Annotated in this window: 12 protein-coding genes; 8 read left to right on the forward strand and 4 right to left on the reverse strand. The window is 68.8% G+C overall.

Features of this window, described 5'->3' with window-relative positions; genetic code table 11:
• The first annotated feature begins 30 nt into the window (after positions 1-30).
• On the forward strand, positions 31-495 hold the full coding sequence (locus AC2DGY_RS13035) for an SRPBCC domain-containing protein (protein WP_484510179.1): 465 nt from the start codon (positions 31-33) through the stop codon (positions 493-495).
• 10 nt (positions 496-505) lie between these two features.
• Here the strand turns inward: AC2DGY_RS13035 and AC2DGY_RS13040 are convergent, their stop codons facing one another.
• Together AC2DGY_RS13040 and AC2DGY_RS13045 are read right to left on the reverse strand one after the other, a co-directional pair.
• On the reverse strand, positions 506-1,852 hold the full coding sequence (locus AC2DGY_RS13040; protein ID WP_484510180.1) for a M20/M25/M40 family metallo-hydrolase: 1,347 nt from the start codon (positions 1,850-1,852) through the stop codon (positions 506-508).
• 90 nt (positions 1,853-1,942) lie between these two features.
• Positions 1,943-2,557 carry an FMN-binding negative transcriptional regulator gene (locus AC2DGY_RS13045; RefSeq protein WP_484510181.1) on the reverse strand — a complete coding sequence of 205 codons (615 nt, stop codon included), beginning with the start codon at positions 2,555-2,557 and terminating at the stop codon, positions 1,943-1,945.
• A gap of 179 nt (positions 2,558-2,736) precedes the next feature.
• On the opposite strand from AC2DGY_RS13045, the gene AC2DGY_RS13050 reads away from it, so the two are divergent.
• Complete coding sequence (locus tag AC2DGY_RS13050) at positions 2,737-4,713, forward strand: aldo/keto reductase (RefSeq protein WP_484510182.1); 1,977 nt, start codon at positions 2,737-2,739, stop codon at positions 4,711-4,713.
• Between the two features lie 42 nt (positions 4,714-4,755).
• Here the strand turns inward: AC2DGY_RS13050 and AC2DGY_RS13055 are convergent, their stop codons facing one another.
• Both AC2DGY_RS13055 and AC2DGY_RS13060 read right to left on the reverse strand, forming a co-directional pair.
• The gene (locus tag AC2DGY_RS13055; protein ID WP_484510183.1) at positions 4,756-6,372 is read right to left on the reverse strand and encodes an aldehyde dehydrogenase family protein; all 1,617 of its coding nucleotides are present in this window, start codon (positions 6,370-6,372) and stop codon (positions 4,756-4,758) included.
• Positions 6,284-7,900 carry a thiamine pyrophosphate-binding protein gene (locus AC2DGY_RS13060; protein WP_484510184.1) on the reverse strand — a complete coding sequence of 539 codons (1,617 nt, stop codon included), beginning with the start codon at positions 7,898-7,900 and terminating at the stop codon, positions 6,284-6,286. The genes AC2DGY_RS13055 and AC2DGY_RS13060 overlap by 89 nt, the downstream gene beginning before the upstream one ends.
• 255 nt (positions 7,901-8,155) lie before the next feature.
• Between AC2DGY_RS13060 and AC2DGY_RS13065 the strand changes: the two genes are divergently transcribed.
• The 6 genes from AC2DGY_RS13065 (at position 8,156) to AC2DGY_RS13090 (ending at position 15,623) form a co-directional block, all read left to right on the forward strand.
• Complete coding sequence (locus AC2DGY_RS13065) at positions 8,156-9,100, forward strand: ABC transporter permease (RefSeq protein ID WP_484510185.1); 945 nt, start codon at positions 8,156-8,158, stop codon at positions 9,098-9,100.
• Positions 9,097-10,920: a dipeptide/oligopeptide/nickel ABC transporter permease/ATP-binding protein gene (locus AC2DGY_RS13070; protein ID WP_484510186.1), complete on the forward strand. Its 1,824-nt coding sequence runs from the start codon at positions 9,097-9,099 to the stop codon at positions 10,918-10,920. The genes AC2DGY_RS13065 and AC2DGY_RS13070 overlap by 4 nt, the downstream gene beginning before the upstream one ends.
• Complete coding sequence (locus tag AC2DGY_RS13075; protein WP_484510187.1) at positions 10,917-11,750, forward strand: ATP-binding cassette domain-containing protein; 834 nt, start codon at positions 10,917-10,919, stop codon at positions 11,748-11,750. Before AC2DGY_RS13070 ends, AC2DGY_RS13075 begins: the two co-directional genes overlap by 4 nt.
• Before the next feature lie 94 nt (positions 11,751-11,844).
• Positions 11,845-13,449: an ABC transporter substrate-binding protein gene (locus tag AC2DGY_RS13080; protein WP_484510188.1), complete on the forward strand. Its 1,605-nt coding sequence runs from the start codon at positions 11,845-11,847 to the stop codon at positions 13,447-13,449.
• Positions 13,450-13,523: 74 nt separating this feature from the next.
• Positions 13,524-14,372: a sugar phosphate isomerase/epimerase family protein gene (locus AC2DGY_RS13085; protein WP_484510189.1), complete on the forward strand. Its 849-nt coding sequence runs from the start codon at positions 13,524-13,526 to the stop codon at positions 14,370-14,372.
• 213 nt (positions 14,373-14,585) lie between these two features.
• Complete coding sequence (locus AC2DGY_RS13090; RefSeq protein WP_484510190.1) at positions 14,586-15,623, forward strand: LacI family DNA-binding transcriptional regulator; 1,038 nt, start codon at positions 14,586-14,588, stop codon at positions 15,621-15,623.
• Positions 15,624-15,716: the final 93 nt, after the last annotated feature.

Below are 15,716 nucleotides of genomic sequence, written 5' to 3' on the forward strand. Positions count from 1 at the left end.
GGACGCACCGGCGCCGCGTAAGGTGGCGCCATGCGAGCCGAGCGGGCCACCCGACACATCACCGCCGATCCCGACCGGGTCTTCCGGGCGTTCACCGATCCCGACGTGTTCGTGGCCTGGATTCCGCCGGAGGGCATGACCGGGCGGCTGGAGGGGTTCGACGCCGAGCGCGGCTACCGGATGGTGCTCACCTACGACCGTCCGCCCGAAGGGGGCGGCAAAGCGTCACGCGAGACCGACGTCAGCGTCGTTCGCCGCGTCGTGCTGGACCCGCCGCGTCGGGTGGTGGAGGAGGTCGACTTCCCCTCGGGCGACCCCGCCTTCGCCGGCACGATGCGGATGACGTGGACCTTCGAGCCCGAGGCCACCGGCACGCTCGTCACGGTCGAGGCGGCCGACGCACCCGAGGGCATCGACCAGGACGTGCACGTGGGGGCGATGATCTCTTCGCTCGCCCAGCTCGCCCGGGCCGTCGAGCCCGGGTCGAGCCGGTAGCGCCGCCGAATCAGATGCGCCGGAGCAGGTCGCTGTAGAACCTCAGACCCTCCGTGAACGAGGAGAGCCGGAGCCTTTCGTCCACCGCGTGGATGCTGCGCCTTTCAGCCAGCGTCATCGCGTACGGATTGAACCGGTACACGTGGTCGCTGATGACGCTGTAGTTGCGGCTGTCCGTCCCGCCGTTGTTCACATAGGGCACGACGAGGACGTCGCCGTACACCGCCGTGATGGCTTCTTCCAGTCGTTCCCAGACGGGCCCGTCCGACTGTGACGGCACCACCGGATCCAGGCACTGTACGACCTCGACCACCACCTCGGGGTCGCTGATGGCGGAGATCACCCGGTCGACCATGTCCTCGGCGCGGTGGCCCACGGCCACGCGGACGTTCACGACGGCGCTCGCGCGCTCGGGCACGGCGTTGGGAGCCTCGCCGGCGGTGAGCATCGTGACCAGGGATGCCGAGTGCACCATCGCGTGCGCGTCACGGCTCACGGAGGCGAACTCCGCGATGGCGGCCGGTTCGTCGCTGTCCAGCAGCTCGGCTGCCCGGCGGACTGGACCGTCGGCGGCCGGTCCGATGGCGGAGATCATGCGCCGCGTGACCTCGTTCAGGACGGGAACGCCACCCGCTTCGTCGATCTGGGTGATGGCACGCGCCATCCGCGCGGTGGAGGTCACCTCGGGGGGCACCGACGCGTGGCCTCCGGGCGCGGTGAAGGTGAGCCGGATCGTCGCGACGCCCTTCTCGCTCACTCCGACGAAGACGACGTCGTCGGGGACACCGGGAAGGATGCTCTCGCCGACGATGCCTCCTTCGTCCAGGACGAACCCCGGGCGGATGCCTCGCCCCTGAAGCAGGTCGACGATCGCGGGGGTGGCATCGCCGAGGATCTCCTCGTTGTGGCTGAACGCGAGGAAGACGTCGTTGCGCGGGGTGCGCCCGGCCCGCACCGCCTCCTCGACGGCTTCGAGGATCCCGACGAGGGATGCCTTGTCGTCGATGACGCCGCGTCCGACGACGGTTGCGTCGGCGCCCTCGCCGATCACCTCGGCGGCGAAGGGCGGGGTGCTCCACCCGTCGTCGCCGGCTCCGACGACGTCGTAATGGGCCATCAGAACCGACGGAGGCCCGTCGTCGGTGCCGCGCCATCGGAAGAGCAACGAGTGCCCCTTCACGACCTCGTGCTCGAGCGCCGAGTACAGGGCGGGGTAGAGCTCGGGGAGAACCCGGAGGAACTCGTCGAACGGCGCCCAGTCCACGTCCGCAGCGTCCAGCCGCGACATCGTCGGGATCCGCACGAGCCGTCGGTAGTTCGCGATGGCGCGCGCGTGGTCGGGGAAGGCAGGATCCATGGGCGCCAGTGTACGCATCACTACAGATCTATTGCGCAACAGCGGGCCTCGCGGGCGAGCGCTCCGACGGGGGGCGGATGAAGGCGCAGGTCAGCCGTGGACGCGGCGCATCTCCCCGGCGAGGGGGAGGTTGGCGTACGGCCCGGTCCCCTCGAGCCCGGCGAGGACTCCCTGCACGTCGTCGGCCGACTTGTTCTGGCTGAGCTTGAGGCGCGCGTCGAAGCGGGTGATCGGAATACGGATCCCGACGGTGCCGCGCGCCATCCCGTGGGCGAAGTCGAGATCCTGCGAGAGGCCACGGGGGTTGGCCACCGGCATCTCGAAGTGCTCGACGAGTCGGTTCAGCGACCGGAAGTTCTCCTCCGGCGAGAGGATCTCCGGGCGCCCGTAGAGGTGGGCGGTCACATGGTTCCACGTCGGAATGAACCCGCCGGACGGATACCAGCTCGGCGAGATGTAGCCGTGAGGCCCCTGCACGATGATGAGCACATCTGCGTGCCCGAGTTCGTGGAGCTCTTCGTCCGGCCGCCCGACGTGGCTGACCAGAGTGATCGTGTCCTCGCCGCTTTCCTCGAGGAGAGCGGGGTAGTGCGACGCGACGACCGACCCCCCGACGGGGGACACGATGGTGACCCACGGGTTCTCCCGAACGAGGCGCTTGACCTCGGCAACGTCCTCGAGCATGAAGTGCGGCGTGTGCTTCATCGGGGGTCCCCTTCGCGGCGGTCTACGGCCTGGTCGACATTCTTGCACGCAACACATACGCACTGATTGTGTAAAGTTGTGTGGATAATGCGCTCGATGCAGCCCACCGCTTTCACGCCGAGCACGTCATGGCTGCCTGCGCGGCGAGGGCGAGAACCCGACATGACGGAGGACACACGATGACGAACGACGTACTGGGCTGGGGAATCATCGGACCGGGCACCATCGCGCGCAGCTTCGCGGGGGAACTTCCCCAGAGCCGGCGGGGCCGACTGGTGGCCGTGGCCAGCCGTGACGGTGATCGTGCGAAGCGATTCGCGGACGAGTTCGGCGCGGAACGCAGCTACGCCGACTATGAAGAACTTCTCCGCGACCCCGAGGTCGACGCCGTCTACATCTCGACCGTCCACACGTCGCATCCCGAGTGGGCGATCAAGGCGGCAGAAGCGGGCAAGCATGTGCTGTGCGAGAAGCCGCTCTCTCCGAACGCGCCGTTCACGATGGCGATCATCGAAGCGGCCCGCCGCAACGGCGTGGCGCTGCTCGAGGGCTTCATGTACCGCTTCCACCCGCAAACGGTGCGCCTGCTCGAACTCGTCCGCGAGGGCGCCGTCGGCCGGGTCGCGCACGTCGAGGCGTCGTTCTCCTTCCACACCCCGGCGACGAGCGGACGCCTTCTGGACGCGGATCTCGCCGGCGGCGGCATCCTCGACGTGGGCGGCTACCCGCTCTCGCTGGCACGCGCTGTCGTACTGGCCGCGGGCGAGTCGCCCGTCCCCACCAGCTTCGCGGCGTCCGGCACCGTCGGATCCACGGGCGTGGACGAGTGGGCCACGGCCACCGTCGGGTTCGGCCCCATCTCCGCCCACCTGACCACCGGAGTGAAGCTGCGCGAACCGCACCGCGTGCGCGTGGTCGGTAGTGGGGGCACCATCACCGTCGCCGCGCCGTGGGTTCCGAGTTCCGACGAAGACTCGGTGATCCTGGTGTCCCGCAGCGGCGAACCAGTCGAGGAGATCCGCATCCCGCCCGCTGCGGCGTACGCTCTGGAGGCGGACGCCCTCGCCGAGGCCGCGTCCGGCGGATCCGGTCAGGCACCGGAGATGCCGTGGAGCGAGACGCAGGGTGTGGCCGACCTGCAGCAACGGTGGCGGGATGCGTTGTCCGTGCAGTATCCCTTCGAGCGCGGTGATGCGTCGATGCCGCCGGTGAGCGGACGCGTGCGCCCACCCCGACGGGGCGCGATGTCCTACGGCCGCGTCCCCGGTGTGGACAAGGACATCTCCCGCCTCGTGATGGGGGTGGACAACCAGCGGACGCTCGCGCAGGCCACCGTGATGTTCGACGACTACGTCGAGCAGGGTGGCAACACCTTCGACACCGCCCACGAGTACGGGCGGGGGATCATGGAGACTCTGCTCGGCCAGTGGATGCGCACCCGCGGCAACCGCGACGACCTGGTGGTGATCGCCAAGGGCGCCCACACACCGAACTGCAATCCCGAGGCCGTCACGACGGAGTTGCTGACCAGCCTCGATCGGCTCCAGACCGACCACGCAGACCTGTACTTCCTGCACCGGGACAACGCCGACGTGCCGGTGGGCGAATTCATCGACGTCCTGGATGAGCACTACCGCGCCGGGCGGATCCGTGCCTTCGGGGGCTCGAACTGGAGCATCGAGCGCATCGACGAGGCGAACGCGTACGCCGCCGCCCAGGGCAAGCAGGGGTTCACCCTGCTCAGCAATCACTTCGGATTGGCCGAGGCCTACGACCTGCCGTGGGCGGGGTGCCGCCATGCGACGGACCCCGCGTCCAAGGAGTGGCTGGAGCGGACGCAGACCGCGCTGTTCCCGTGGTCCTCCCAGGCGCGTGGGTTCTTCAGCAGAGGGGACTGGGCCGACCTCTCGGACCAGCAGCTCGTGCGGTGCTACTACGGCGAGGGCAACTTCGAGCGCCTGCGCCGCGCGCGCGAGCTCGGGGAGGGCCGGGGGGTGCAGGCCACGGCGATCGCGCTGGCCTACGTGCTGCACCAGCCGTTCCCCACCTTCCCGCTCTTCGGCCCGCGCACGCTGACCGAGACGCGCACGTCGATGGATGCGCTCGGCATCGAGCTCACGGCCGACGAGGTGCGCTGGCTGGATCTGCGCGAGTGAGGCCGGTGCCCGCGCGCCGGGGGGCGCGCGGGCACCGGGGTGTCACACCGGCCAGGTCGCGCTCTCGCCGGGTCGACTGATCCGCTGCGGCACGCCCCACGGGTTCGCGCTCTGAAGGGGCGCGGGCAGCAGCTCCTCCGGGGCGTCCTGCCACGCGGACGGGCGCAGGAAGCGGCGCACGGCCAACGGTCCCACCGATGTCGACACCGAGGAGTCGTTGGTCGAGGCGGGCCAGGGGCCGCCGTGCTGCTGGGCCCACGTGATGTGCACGTCCATCGGCCAGGCGTCGAAGACGACCCGCCCCGCGCGCGCCTGCATCGTCAGGGTGAGAGCGCGCAGCTGCTCGAGGTCGTCGGACGGGCTGCGCATGATCGTCGAGGTGAGGTTGCCGGTGAACAGCTGAGCGAGGGCGGCATCCACCTGGGCGATGTCGTCGTACTCGACCACGAGGCCCAGCGGACCGAACGCTTCGTCGGGGAGCGCGGGGTCGCGCAGGAGGGTGTCGATGTCCGTGCCCAGGACGGTCGGGCGCACCCACCCGTGGCCGTCCTCGTCCGCACGGTAGTCACCCGCCGCGATGATGCGGATGCCGCGGACGCCGGACATGTCGACGCGACGCTCGGCGAAAGCCGAGGCGATGCCGGGGTGGAGGAGGCGGTGCTCATCGGCGCCCACCGCCGCCGCGTGGAACTCGGCGTCGAAGTCGAATCCGCGCGGAACCATCAGCACACCGGGTTTCGTGCACACCTGCCCGGCCGACCAGCTGAACGCCTCGACGAATCCGCGGGCGATGTCACCGCCGCGTTCCGCCGCAGCCGCCGCAGTGACGACGACGGGGTTCACGCTTCCCAGCTCGCCGAAGAACGGGATCGGCCGAGGACGTTCCGCCGCGATGCGCGCCAGGTGCGTCCCCGCTCGAACCGATCCGGTGAAGCTGGCGGCCTGGATGCTCTCATGCCGAAGCACGAACAGTCCCGCCTCCTGCCCGAACACCACCTGCACCGAGTGCTCGGGGAGCCCTGCTCCCACCAGCGCGGCAGCGAGGAGATCGAAGGTGCGCAGCGATGTCTCGGGGTGGCCCGGGTGAGCCTTCACGATCACGGGGCAACCGGCCGCGAGCGCCGCGACGGTGTCGACGCCGGCGACGGAGAAGGCGAAGGGGAAATTGCTCGCGGCGAAGTTGAGCACGGGACCCACCGCCACCAGGTAACGGCGGAGATCCGGACGCGGCCCGAGGCCGTAGTCGTCATCGGGCAGGTCGATCCGCGCGTCGAGGAACTCGCCCTTCTTCACGGCGCCGGCATGGATCTTCAGCTGCACCGCGGCCTGAGTGACCTCGCCGGTGAGCCGGTCCAGGCTGAGGCCCGTCTCGGGGGCAGCGATCCGCGCGAGCTCGTCACGATGCGATTCGAGCGCGTGCGCTGCTGCGGTCAGTGCGGCCGCACGCAGGCCAGGGCTGGTCTCGGCCATCCCCGCCGCTGCCGCCGCGGCCCGCGCGACGACTCGCTCCAGTTCCGCCTGGTCGGTGTCGTTGATCATCGTCGCCTGCTTCCGGGTGTGGTCGAGAAGGTCAAATGTCGATGAGATGCCAGGGGCTGGGGAATTCCCCGACCGCGACTTCGATGAGGTGCGGCCGCCCCGACCTCGTCGCTCCCGCAATCGCCTCCCCCAGATCGGCGGGCCCGTGCACGCGCTGAGCCTCGATGCCGAACGCGCGGGCCAGGTCGACGTAGTCGGGGTTCGTGAGGTCGGTCGCGATGTGGTGGGCGTCGAAGTTCTCCCGCTGCATCCGGTGGACGTTGAAGAAGTAGCCGTCGTTGAAGACGACCACCGTGAGGGGAATGCCGTACTTCTTGGCGGTGGACAACTCCGAAAGGGTCCACGAGAACCCTCCGTCGCCGTTGATCGAGACGACGGGGGAGGAGCCGGCGGCGACCTGGGCGCCCAGCGCGGTCGCGAAGCCGTAGCCGAGCGTGCCCTGGTATCCCGGGGAGATGAAGCCTCGCTGGCGGTGGGTGGGGAAGGCGATGCTCGCGACGTATCCGACCTGCGTGTACTCGCTGACCAGCACACCGTCGTCCGGGAGCGCGGTCCGGATGGCGGCGAGGTACTCCATCTGCGGTGCGATGACCTGGAACTGCTCCGTGGTCCAGGCGCCGATCTGCGCGGGGATGTCGCCCCATTCGAACTCGGTCTGCGCGCCCGAGGCGTCGATCTCCGCGCGGAGGGCCTCGGCCGCCAATGCGGCATCCGCGTACAGCGGCACGTCCACGGGGCGTGGGAAGCGGAACGCCCCGTGATCGACGTTGACCATGACCAGAGGTGCGTCGCCCATCTCGGAGGCGCCTCCGTCGCCGCTTCCCAGGCGCGTGCCGAAGGCGATGACGAGGTCGGCGTCACGGGAGAAGCGACGGAGGGAGAGCGGGTCGAAGACGAGCGGATGACGCGTATCCAGCACGCCGCGCCCGTTTCGCGTGGTCACGATCGGGATGCCGAGTGCTTCCGCCAGGGCGATGAGGGGAGTACCGGCATCCGAGGCGAGCGCTCCGCCGCCGGCGTACAGGAGAGGCCGCCGGGACCGACCGATCATTTCCGCGATGTGGCGGACGGCTGCGGGGTCGGGGGCGATGCGGTGGGGCGTCCGGGGAGAACCGGTCTGCGCGGTGGTCGTCGCGCGCATGACGTCGGGCGGCACCTCCAGCGCGACGGGTCGAGGGTGCCCGGAGCGCAGGTGGAAGAACGCCTCGTGCACCAGCTCGGGCACCTCGTCCGGATGGCGGGCGATCGCCGACCACTTGGTGAGGGAGGACAGCAGCTCGCTCTGCCCGGGGATCTCGTGCAGCGCTCCCAGCGCCCGGCCTCGCATCGACGACTCGATGGAGCCGGCGATCAGGAGCACGGGGGAGGAGCAGGCGTACGCGGTCGCCAGGCCGGCCCCGGCGTTGAGCACGCCCGGCCCCGGGACCACCATGGCAACACCCGGCTCCCCGGAGACGCGGGCGTACCCATCGGCCATGTAGGTCGCCGACTGCTCATGACGGACGGCGAGGAAGTCGATGTCCTCACGCTGCTGGTACATCGCCTCCATCACCGGGTCGAGCTGGATGCCGGGAAGGCCGAAGACGGTGGAGACGCCCTCACTGCGGAGGGCGGAGACGAGCAGATCGCCGCCGGTGGAGGTGGGCATAGTGGCCTTTCGCGACGCAGCGGCGCGAGGACCAGCCGCTCTCGGACGGAAACACAAGTCTAGCGCAACGCATTGCTAAACGTTGCGCTGCGGCGCTACAAAAGGTAGCGTGCTCGACGGCGGGTCCGTGTCCTGCTCGCCTTCAGGCGACCCCGAGTTATATCGCCTCACGCACGAAACGTGCGGGAAACCTGAATCGGGTGGAATAGCGCAACGTAGCGCAACGGCGCTCGCGCCGGAGAAATGGGAGAGTCAGTGGTAGGGATCATCCTCAGACGAATCGCCCTGGCGATTCCGGTCCTCTTCGTGATGACCGCGCTCACCTTCGTGCTGGCATCGATGGTCCCCGGAGATGCAGCCACGTCGATCCTCGGTGAGAATGCGACCGCCGAGCGGGTCGCTGCGCTGAACGAGGAACTGGGACTGAACCGTCCCATCTGGGAGCAGTACTTCGATTGGTTGGCCGGCATCTTCCGCGGCGACCTGGGAGTCTCGCTGTACACCGGTGAGTCGATCGTGCGCAGTCTCGATCAGCGCATCTGGCCCACGCTGTCTCTGGCGCTGTTGTCGACGCTCGTGGCCACCGTCGTGGGCGTCGCGTTCGGCGTGTACGCCGCCGTCCGCAAGGGGTGGGCCGCACGTGTGCTCGACTCCATCGGGATGCTCGGCATCTCGCTGCCGAACTTCTGGGTCGGACTCATCCTGATCGTGTTCTTCGCCGGCACGCTGCAGATCCTGCCCTCGGTCGGCTATGTCTCCCCCAGCGTCTCGGTCGGCGAATGGCTCCTGCACCTGGTGATGCCCGTGATGGCCCTCTCCTTCGCCGGGCTCGCCCTCATCGCCAAGCAGGCGCGCGAGTCCATGTCGGAGGCGCTGAGCCGGGACTTCATGCGCTTCATGCAGGCCAATGGCATGCCGCCGCGGACGCTCATCATGAAGTACGGGCTCCGCTATGCCGCGATTCCGATCCTTTCCGCCGTCTCGGCCACGTTCGTCACGCAGATCGGCGGCACGGTCGTCCTGGAGTCGGTCTTCGCCATCCCCGGTATGGGATCGCTCGTGGCCCGCGCGACACTGAACCACGACTTGGCCGTGCTGCAGGGGGCCGTCCTCGCCTTCACCGTCATCATCCTGATCGCCAACGTCCTCACCGACGTTCTGTACTCGTTGCTCAATCCCAAAGTGAGGGCACTCGCGTGAGCCTGACCAACCCGAACTCCACGGTCGCGATCGCCCTCGCGACCCGCCGGCGCCCGCGGCGTCGCCCATCCGTCGGACTGATCCTCTCCGTGAGCTGGCTCGTCCTCGTGGTCGGAGCGGCCGTGCTCGCGCCGATGATCGCCCCGTACTCCCCGCTGGAGAACGACCTGGCCAACGGGTCGCAGGGTCCGACAGCGGCCCACTGGCTGGGAACGGACCAGCTCGGCCGCGACGTGCTGTCGCGCCTGATGTTCGGTGCCGGCCCCACTCTCATGGCCGTGGGAGCGGCGGTCGTCGTCTACGTCGTGCTGGGCCTCGTCTTCGGTCTCATCGCGGGATACTTCAGCAACTGGACCGACCGTGTCGTCATGGCCGTCGTCAGCATCGTCATCGCGCTGCCGAACATCATCGTGCTCTTCGTCGTGCTCTCGGTGTACCGAGGCAACACGTTCCTGGCGATGATCGTCTTCGGCGCCCTCGCGTCCCCGGTGCTGATCCTGATGGTCCGTGCGAGTGCGATCGCCGTGCGGAACGAACTCTTCGTCGACGCCGCCCGGGTCTCGGGGCTGTCGCCGCTGTACATCATCTTCTCCCACGTCCTTCCGCGCTCGCGCGGCGTGATCATCGTCCAGGCCGGAGTCTTCGCCGCGCAGGCCCTGATCGTGGAGAGTGCGCTCAGCTTCCTCGGCTTCGGCGTGCAGATCCCCGACCCGAGCTGGGGAAACATGATCGCCCAGGCAGCCCAGGTGATCGCTTCCACCCCGTGGATGCTGTTCCCCTCCGGGCTGGTCATCGCGCTCACCGCCCTCGCCTTCGGCGTCATCGGCGACTCCGTGCGCGACGCCAGCTCATTCGGCTGGGGGCAGTCGAAGCTCACCAAGGCACCCTCGCGCGCTCGGCGCGTCCCGCAGCCCACGGGGGAGGACCCGGCGGACGGCGTTCTCCTGTCGGTGCGGGGGCTGGACGTGGGCTACCGGGCGGGCGACGACATCGTTCCCATCGTGCGGGAGGCCTCCTTCGACATCCGGCGAGGGGAGACCCTCGGCGTCGCCGGCGAGTCGGGTTCGGGCAAGACGACGGTGGCCTTCGGCATCCTCGGCGTCGTCGGTGAGGGCGCGGTCGTTACCGCCGGGTCGGTGCGATTCGACGGCACCGAGCTCGTCGGGCAGACCGAGAGCGTGCTGTCGAAGTACCGGGGCAAGCGCATCGCCTACGTCGCGCAGGAGCCCATGGTCGCCCTGGGACCGAACCACCGCGTCGGCGACCAGCTGCGCGAGGCCGTCCGGCTCAACGACGGGTTGGACAAGGCGCAGGCCGGCGAGCGAGTGATCGAGCTTCTCCGCCTCACCGAGCTGCCCGACCCCGAGTCGGTGGCGAGGAAATACCTGCACGAACTCTCCGGTGGGATGGCGCAGCGCGTGTCCATCGCCTTCGCCCTCGCCGGCCGCCCCGAACTGCTCGTCGCGGACGAGCCGACGACGGCGCTGGATGTCACCGTCCAGGCCGGCATCCTCAGTCTCCTCCGTCGCCTGCAGGAACAGACCGGTATGTCGCTCCTGCTGATCACGCACGACTGGGGCGTGATCGCGGACCTCTGCGATCGCGTGATGGTCATGTACAAGGGCGAGATCGTCGAGACCGGCGACACCGCGGACATCTTCGCGCGCCCCCGGCATCCGTACACCGCGGCTCTGCTCAAGTCGAACCCGCACGGGGCCGAGCCTGGCAAGGAGCTGCCCGTGATCGAGGGCTCCTTCCTCACCCCGATCATGGAGCGCGAGCAGGCCAGGGCCGCCGAGCAGGAAAAGGTGACGACATGACCGCGCCACTGTTGACCGTAGAGAACCTGGACGTGACGTACGGCTCCGGCCGGAAGGCATTCACCGCCGTCCACGACGTGAGCTTCACCGTCGGGGTGGGCGAGACGCTCGGAATCGTCGGGGAATCAGGATCCGGCAAGTCGTCCGTAGGGCGGGCGATCCTCGGGCTCGCTCGCCCTACCGGCGGCCGGATCGTCTTCCAGGGCGAGGACATCACTCACATCGGGCGGCGAGAGCGCCGCGCGATCAGCACCGAGCTGCAGGTGGTGTTCCAGGATCCCCGGAGTTCGCTCAACGAAGCGAAGAAGGTGGGGCAGATCCTCATCGAACCGCTCGTGGCGAACCGCATCATGAAGCGCTCCGTCGCGATCGACCGCGCCCAGGAACTGCTCACCCGGGTCGGGCTCGGGGCCGCGGCCATGGATCGGATGCCCGGGAGCTTCTCGGGCGGGCAGAAGCAGCGGATCGCCATCGCGCGCGCCCTGATGGCCAGCCCCAAGCTCGTGATCTGCGACGAGCCCGTCTCGGCGCTGGATCTGTCGGTGCAGGCGCAGATCACCAACCTCTTCCGGGCCATTCAGGCCGAGACGGGCGTCTCCTATCTCTTCATCGCCCACGATCTGTCCATCGTGCGCCTCCTGTCCCAGCGGGTCGCCGTCATGAGTCGTGGTCGGATCGTCGAACAGGGCGTCACCGAAGACGTCTACACCCGCCCGACAGAGCTCTACACGCAGCGGCTGCTCGCCGCTGAGCCGTACCCGGATCCCGAAGTGCAGCGGGAACGGCGACGCGTCTGGGAGACGCTGGCTCCTCCTGTTCCCGCGACCTGAGAGCACCACGAGCACCGAAGGGAGGTTCGGTACCTCGTTCCCACACCCCCGTCACCCGCCGGGCGACCATCACAATCACATGGAGCAACCACCTATGTTCGCATCTCCGAAATTCCGCCCACCGAGCCGGCGCAAGCGCGGCCTCGCCGTCGTCGGTGCCGTCGGCGCCGTCGCTCTTCTTCTCACCGCGTGCGGGGGTGGCGGCAACGCGGGCAGCACCGAAGGCGAAGAGGACGACAGCCCGAAGGTCCTGACCGTCGCCTCCACCGTTCCGCCGGTGAGCCTGGACCCGTACCTGCAGAACGTCGATCCGCAGAACAACTGGTTCGTCAACCTCGCCTACGACTCCCTCATCCGCATCTCGCCCGAAGGTGAGCTCATTCCCGACCTCGCCACGGAGTGGGAGTTCCTGGACGAGAGCAACCAGCAGCTCGAGCTCACTCTGCGCGAGGGAGTCACCTTCTCGGACGGCGAAGAGATGACCCCCGAGGGTGTCATCGCATCGCTGGAGTACGCTCGCGCGAGCGGCGTCAACGCTGCCACGTACTGGGACTCGCTCGAGTCCATCACGGTCAGCGGAGAGAACACGATCCTCTTCGAGAGCTCGGCTCCCAACCCCGCGCTGCCCGCCATGCTGAGCAACCGCGTCCTGCTCGGCTCGGTCGTCAGCCCGGCTGGACTGGAAGACCCCGAGGCACTCAAGAGCAACACCTTCGGTGCCGGTCCTTACGTTCTGGACAGCGAGCGCACGGTCGCCAACGACACGTACGTCTACACGCCGAACGAGGAGTACTGGGACCAGGACCGCATCGCCTGGGACGAGGTCGTCATCAAGGTCGTCGCCAACTCCGCCGCCGCGCTTCAGGCAGTGCAGAACGGTGAGGCCGACCTGACGCGCGGTGACGCCGCGACCTACGAAGCGGCCACGGCAGCGGGCCTACACGTCGAGCTGGTGGGTCTCGGCCTGCTGGGTGTCAACTTCGTCGACCGCGCGGGTGAGCTTGTTCCCGAGCTCGCCGACGTGCGCGTGCGCCAGGCGCTGAACTACGCCATCGACCGCGAGAGCATCGCGAAGGCAGCGTTCGGTGACACGGCAACGGCGGGTTCGCAGCTGGCGCTGTCCGGCACTCTCGGTTTCGATGAGGATGTCAACGCGGCCTACCCGTACGACCCTGACCGTGCCCGCGACCTGCTGGCCGAGGCGGGAGTCGACGGACTGAGCTTCACCGTCGGCGTGGACCAGACGAGCCCCACGGCCGACATCCTCATGCAGGCCGTCGTCCAGAACTGGGCCGACATCGGGGTCGACGCGACCCTCGAGGTCTACTCGGACAAGGGCCAGGCCATCAGCGACATCCTGGCCAAGAAGTTCCCGGTGACGTACTACGGCTACGGGCAGCTCACCCCCTTCACCGTGATGAACAGCTTCTACGGTGGGGCGAACCAGCTCAATCCGTTCGAGGTCCGCGACGCCGACCTGGACGCACTGCGTCAGGCGGCTCTGGCAGCACCGGTGGACGAACAGCAGGAAGCCATCGCCGACGTGTACCGCTACGCGACGGAGGAGCTCGCCTGGACGGGCAACATCCTGCACAGCTCCTACCCGTACATCTCTGACGACACGAAGATCACGGGAACCGCGCACGTGCCCACCGCGGGAACCGCGGACCTCGCGTGGTTCGTCGTTCCGGCGAGCTGACAGTCGAGTAGCCGGTGGGGTCGGGCGATCCACTCGCCCGACCCCACCTCCACGCACCTGTTCGGAGTGCCGGTATGTTCACCGTCCTCAGTGCTCGACGCCTGCTGTTCGAGGCCTCATTCGAGCGTCTGATCGACCTCGCCGTCCGATACGACTACTCGGGCGTCGACCCCTCTGTGCACCTCCTCTCCTCCATGACGAGTCGCGAACGCCGGGCCCTCACGGCAGCCGTCGGCGATGCCGGTCTCGCGTGGGGTGTCGGAACCCTGCCGATCCGGGTGGGCGACGGCTCCCACGACGAATTCCGCTCCCGCCTGGCGGGTTTCCGCAGCGTCGCCGCGGTGCTGTCGGAGGTGGGGGTGACGACCGTGGGAACGTGGTTCGCCCCCGCCGGGGATCTCCTCCCCTACGAGGAGAATCTGGCGTTGCACGTGAACCGGCTGAACCTGATCGCGCCGATCCTCGAGGAGAATCGCCTTCGGCTCGCCCTGGAGTACGTCGGACCGTCTACGTGGCGCCGGGGGCGGCGGTATGAGTTCATCCATGACCTCGCCGGGATGCGGGAGGTCATCGCTGCGACCGCACGCCCGGCTGTCTTCGGCCTGCTCCTGGACGCGTTCCACTGGTACACCGCACAGGACACGGTGGACGACATTCTCGCTCTGCTGCCCGGCGAGGTGCTGGGGGTCGACCTGGATGACGCGCCGGCCGGAGTGCGGGTCGACGAGCAACTCGACCTCGAGCGTGCGCAACCGGCGTCGACCGGCACGATCGACACCGCGGGCCTCGTGGGAGCACTGCGCCGGATCGGCTATGACGGCCCGGTCATGGCCGAACCCTTCAGCACCGCCCTGTCGGCGCAGCCGGAGGAGGACCGCGTGCGGGAGGCGCGTAACGCCCTGCGGATCGCGCTGGCCGAGTAGCGCACCTCCACCACGGTGTCGCCCGAGGGGTGTTTCACCCCCATGGGGTATTATTCGGCGACGCGCCCCAGGCGCGTGGGCCGGCTCCTTTGCTCGGCGTCACGCATGCGCCTCCGACCGCTACGCATTCACGACCGACACTGTTGCGCAACACTGCGCTACGATCGGTGGGCGCGGGCACGTCCCGCACTCGAGATGGAGGTTGAGAGGCCCTTGAGCGACAGCCGCGCCGGTGAGCGACAGCCGAGTCTGCACGACATCGCCGCCTCGGCTTCGGTGTCGGTGTCGACTGTGTCGAGGTATCTCGCCGGTCAGCTCGCCCTGAAGCCGCAGACCGAGGCGAGGGTGCTGCAGGCCATCCGCGAGCTCGGTTACACCAGGCCCGCTCGAGCCGGCCGCAACGTCGAATCGCGCCGCGGCGTCATCGGTCTCGTGGTCCCGCAGATCGGCAACTCCTACTTCGGCCGGATCGCCGACGCCGTGGTCAAGGTCGCCGAGCGACAGGGCGCGTCCGTGCTCATCTGCTCGACCCTCAATCACGCGCGAAAGCAGCTCGACTACGTCGATACGCTGGCGGGCATCGGCGTTGCCGGCATCATCTACGCCGGCAACTTCAGCTCCAACCGGAGGCTCGCCGAACTGATCGGCGACGGGCGGCCGGTCGTCGTGATCGACGAGGCCCTGGACGATGCGCCGCCGGTGGACTCCGTGCTGGTGGACGACTATGCCGGGGCATACCAGGCGGTGACGTACCTCACGAACCTCGGGCACCGACGCGTGGGCCTCGTCACCGGCCCCGAGTACCTGCGCTCCGTGCAGGAGCGGACCCGCGCGTTCCGGGACGCGCTCTCGCGCGCGGGACTTCCCGTTGAGACGCAACTGGTGCTCCACGGATCCTTCAACACCGAGTGGGGGGTGACGGCCCTGTCCCACCTGCTGGCCGCCGACGAGCCGCCCACCGCGGTGTTCGCCGCGAGCGACACGATCGCACTGGGCGTCATGAGCGCCGCGCGATCCCTCGGCGTTCGGGTGCCCGAAGATCTCTCGATCGTGGGGTTCGACGACATCCCGGACGCCGCCCTGGTCACGCCCGGTCTCACCACTGTGCGGACGCCGGTGGACAGCATGGCCGCCAACGCGGTGGAGCTGTTGATGAACCGGATCGATGACGCCGAGCGCCCCGTCACCAACGCCGTGATCGGTGTGGCTCTCGTGCAGCGCGACTCCAGCGCCGCGCCGCCCGTGGCATGATCTGAGCCCACCGCGCGCGGTGTTGTGTGCTGGCGCTCTACATTGCGCAATGTTTTGACAACACTTCGGTTCTCGACAAGACTGAAGCATCAG

The sequence above is a fragment of the Microbacterium sp. Z6_144 genome (assembly GCF_057197625.1).

Bases quoted from the DNA above. Each gene is read 5' to 3' on its own strand.
- AC2DGY_RS13045 (WP_484510181.1), bottom strand. From the start codon at position 2,557: ATGAAGCACACGCCGCACTTCATGCTCGAGGACGTTGCCGAGGTCAAG.
- AC2DGY_RS13040 (WP_484510180.1), bottom strand. From the start codon at position 1,852: ATGGATCCTGCCTTCCCCGACCACGCGCGCGCCATCGCGAACTACCGA.
- AC2DGY_RS13085 (WP_484510189.1), top strand. From the start codon at position 13,524: ATGTTCACCGTCCTCAGTGCTCGACGCCTGCTGTTCGAGGCCTCATTC.
- AC2DGY_RS13050 (WP_484510182.1), top strand. From the start codon at position 2,737: ATGACGAACGACGTACTGGGCTGGGGAATCATCGGACCGGGCACCATC.
- AC2DGY_RS13080 (WP_484510188.1), top strand. From the start codon at position 11,845: ATGTTCGCATCTCCGAAATTCCGCCCACCGAGCCGGCGCAAGCGCGGC.
- AC2DGY_RS13060 (WP_484510184.1), bottom strand. From the start codon at position 7,900: ATGCCCACCTCCACCGGCGGCGATCTGCTCGTCTCCGCCCTCCGCAGT.
- AC2DGY_RS13075 (WP_484510187.1), top strand. From the start codon at position 10,917: ATGACCGCGCCACTGTTGACCGTAGAGAACCTGGACGTGACGTACGGC.
- AC2DGY_RS13035 (WP_484510179.1), top strand. From the start codon at position 31: ATGCGAGCCGAGCGGGCCACCCGACACATCACCGCCGATCCCGACCGG.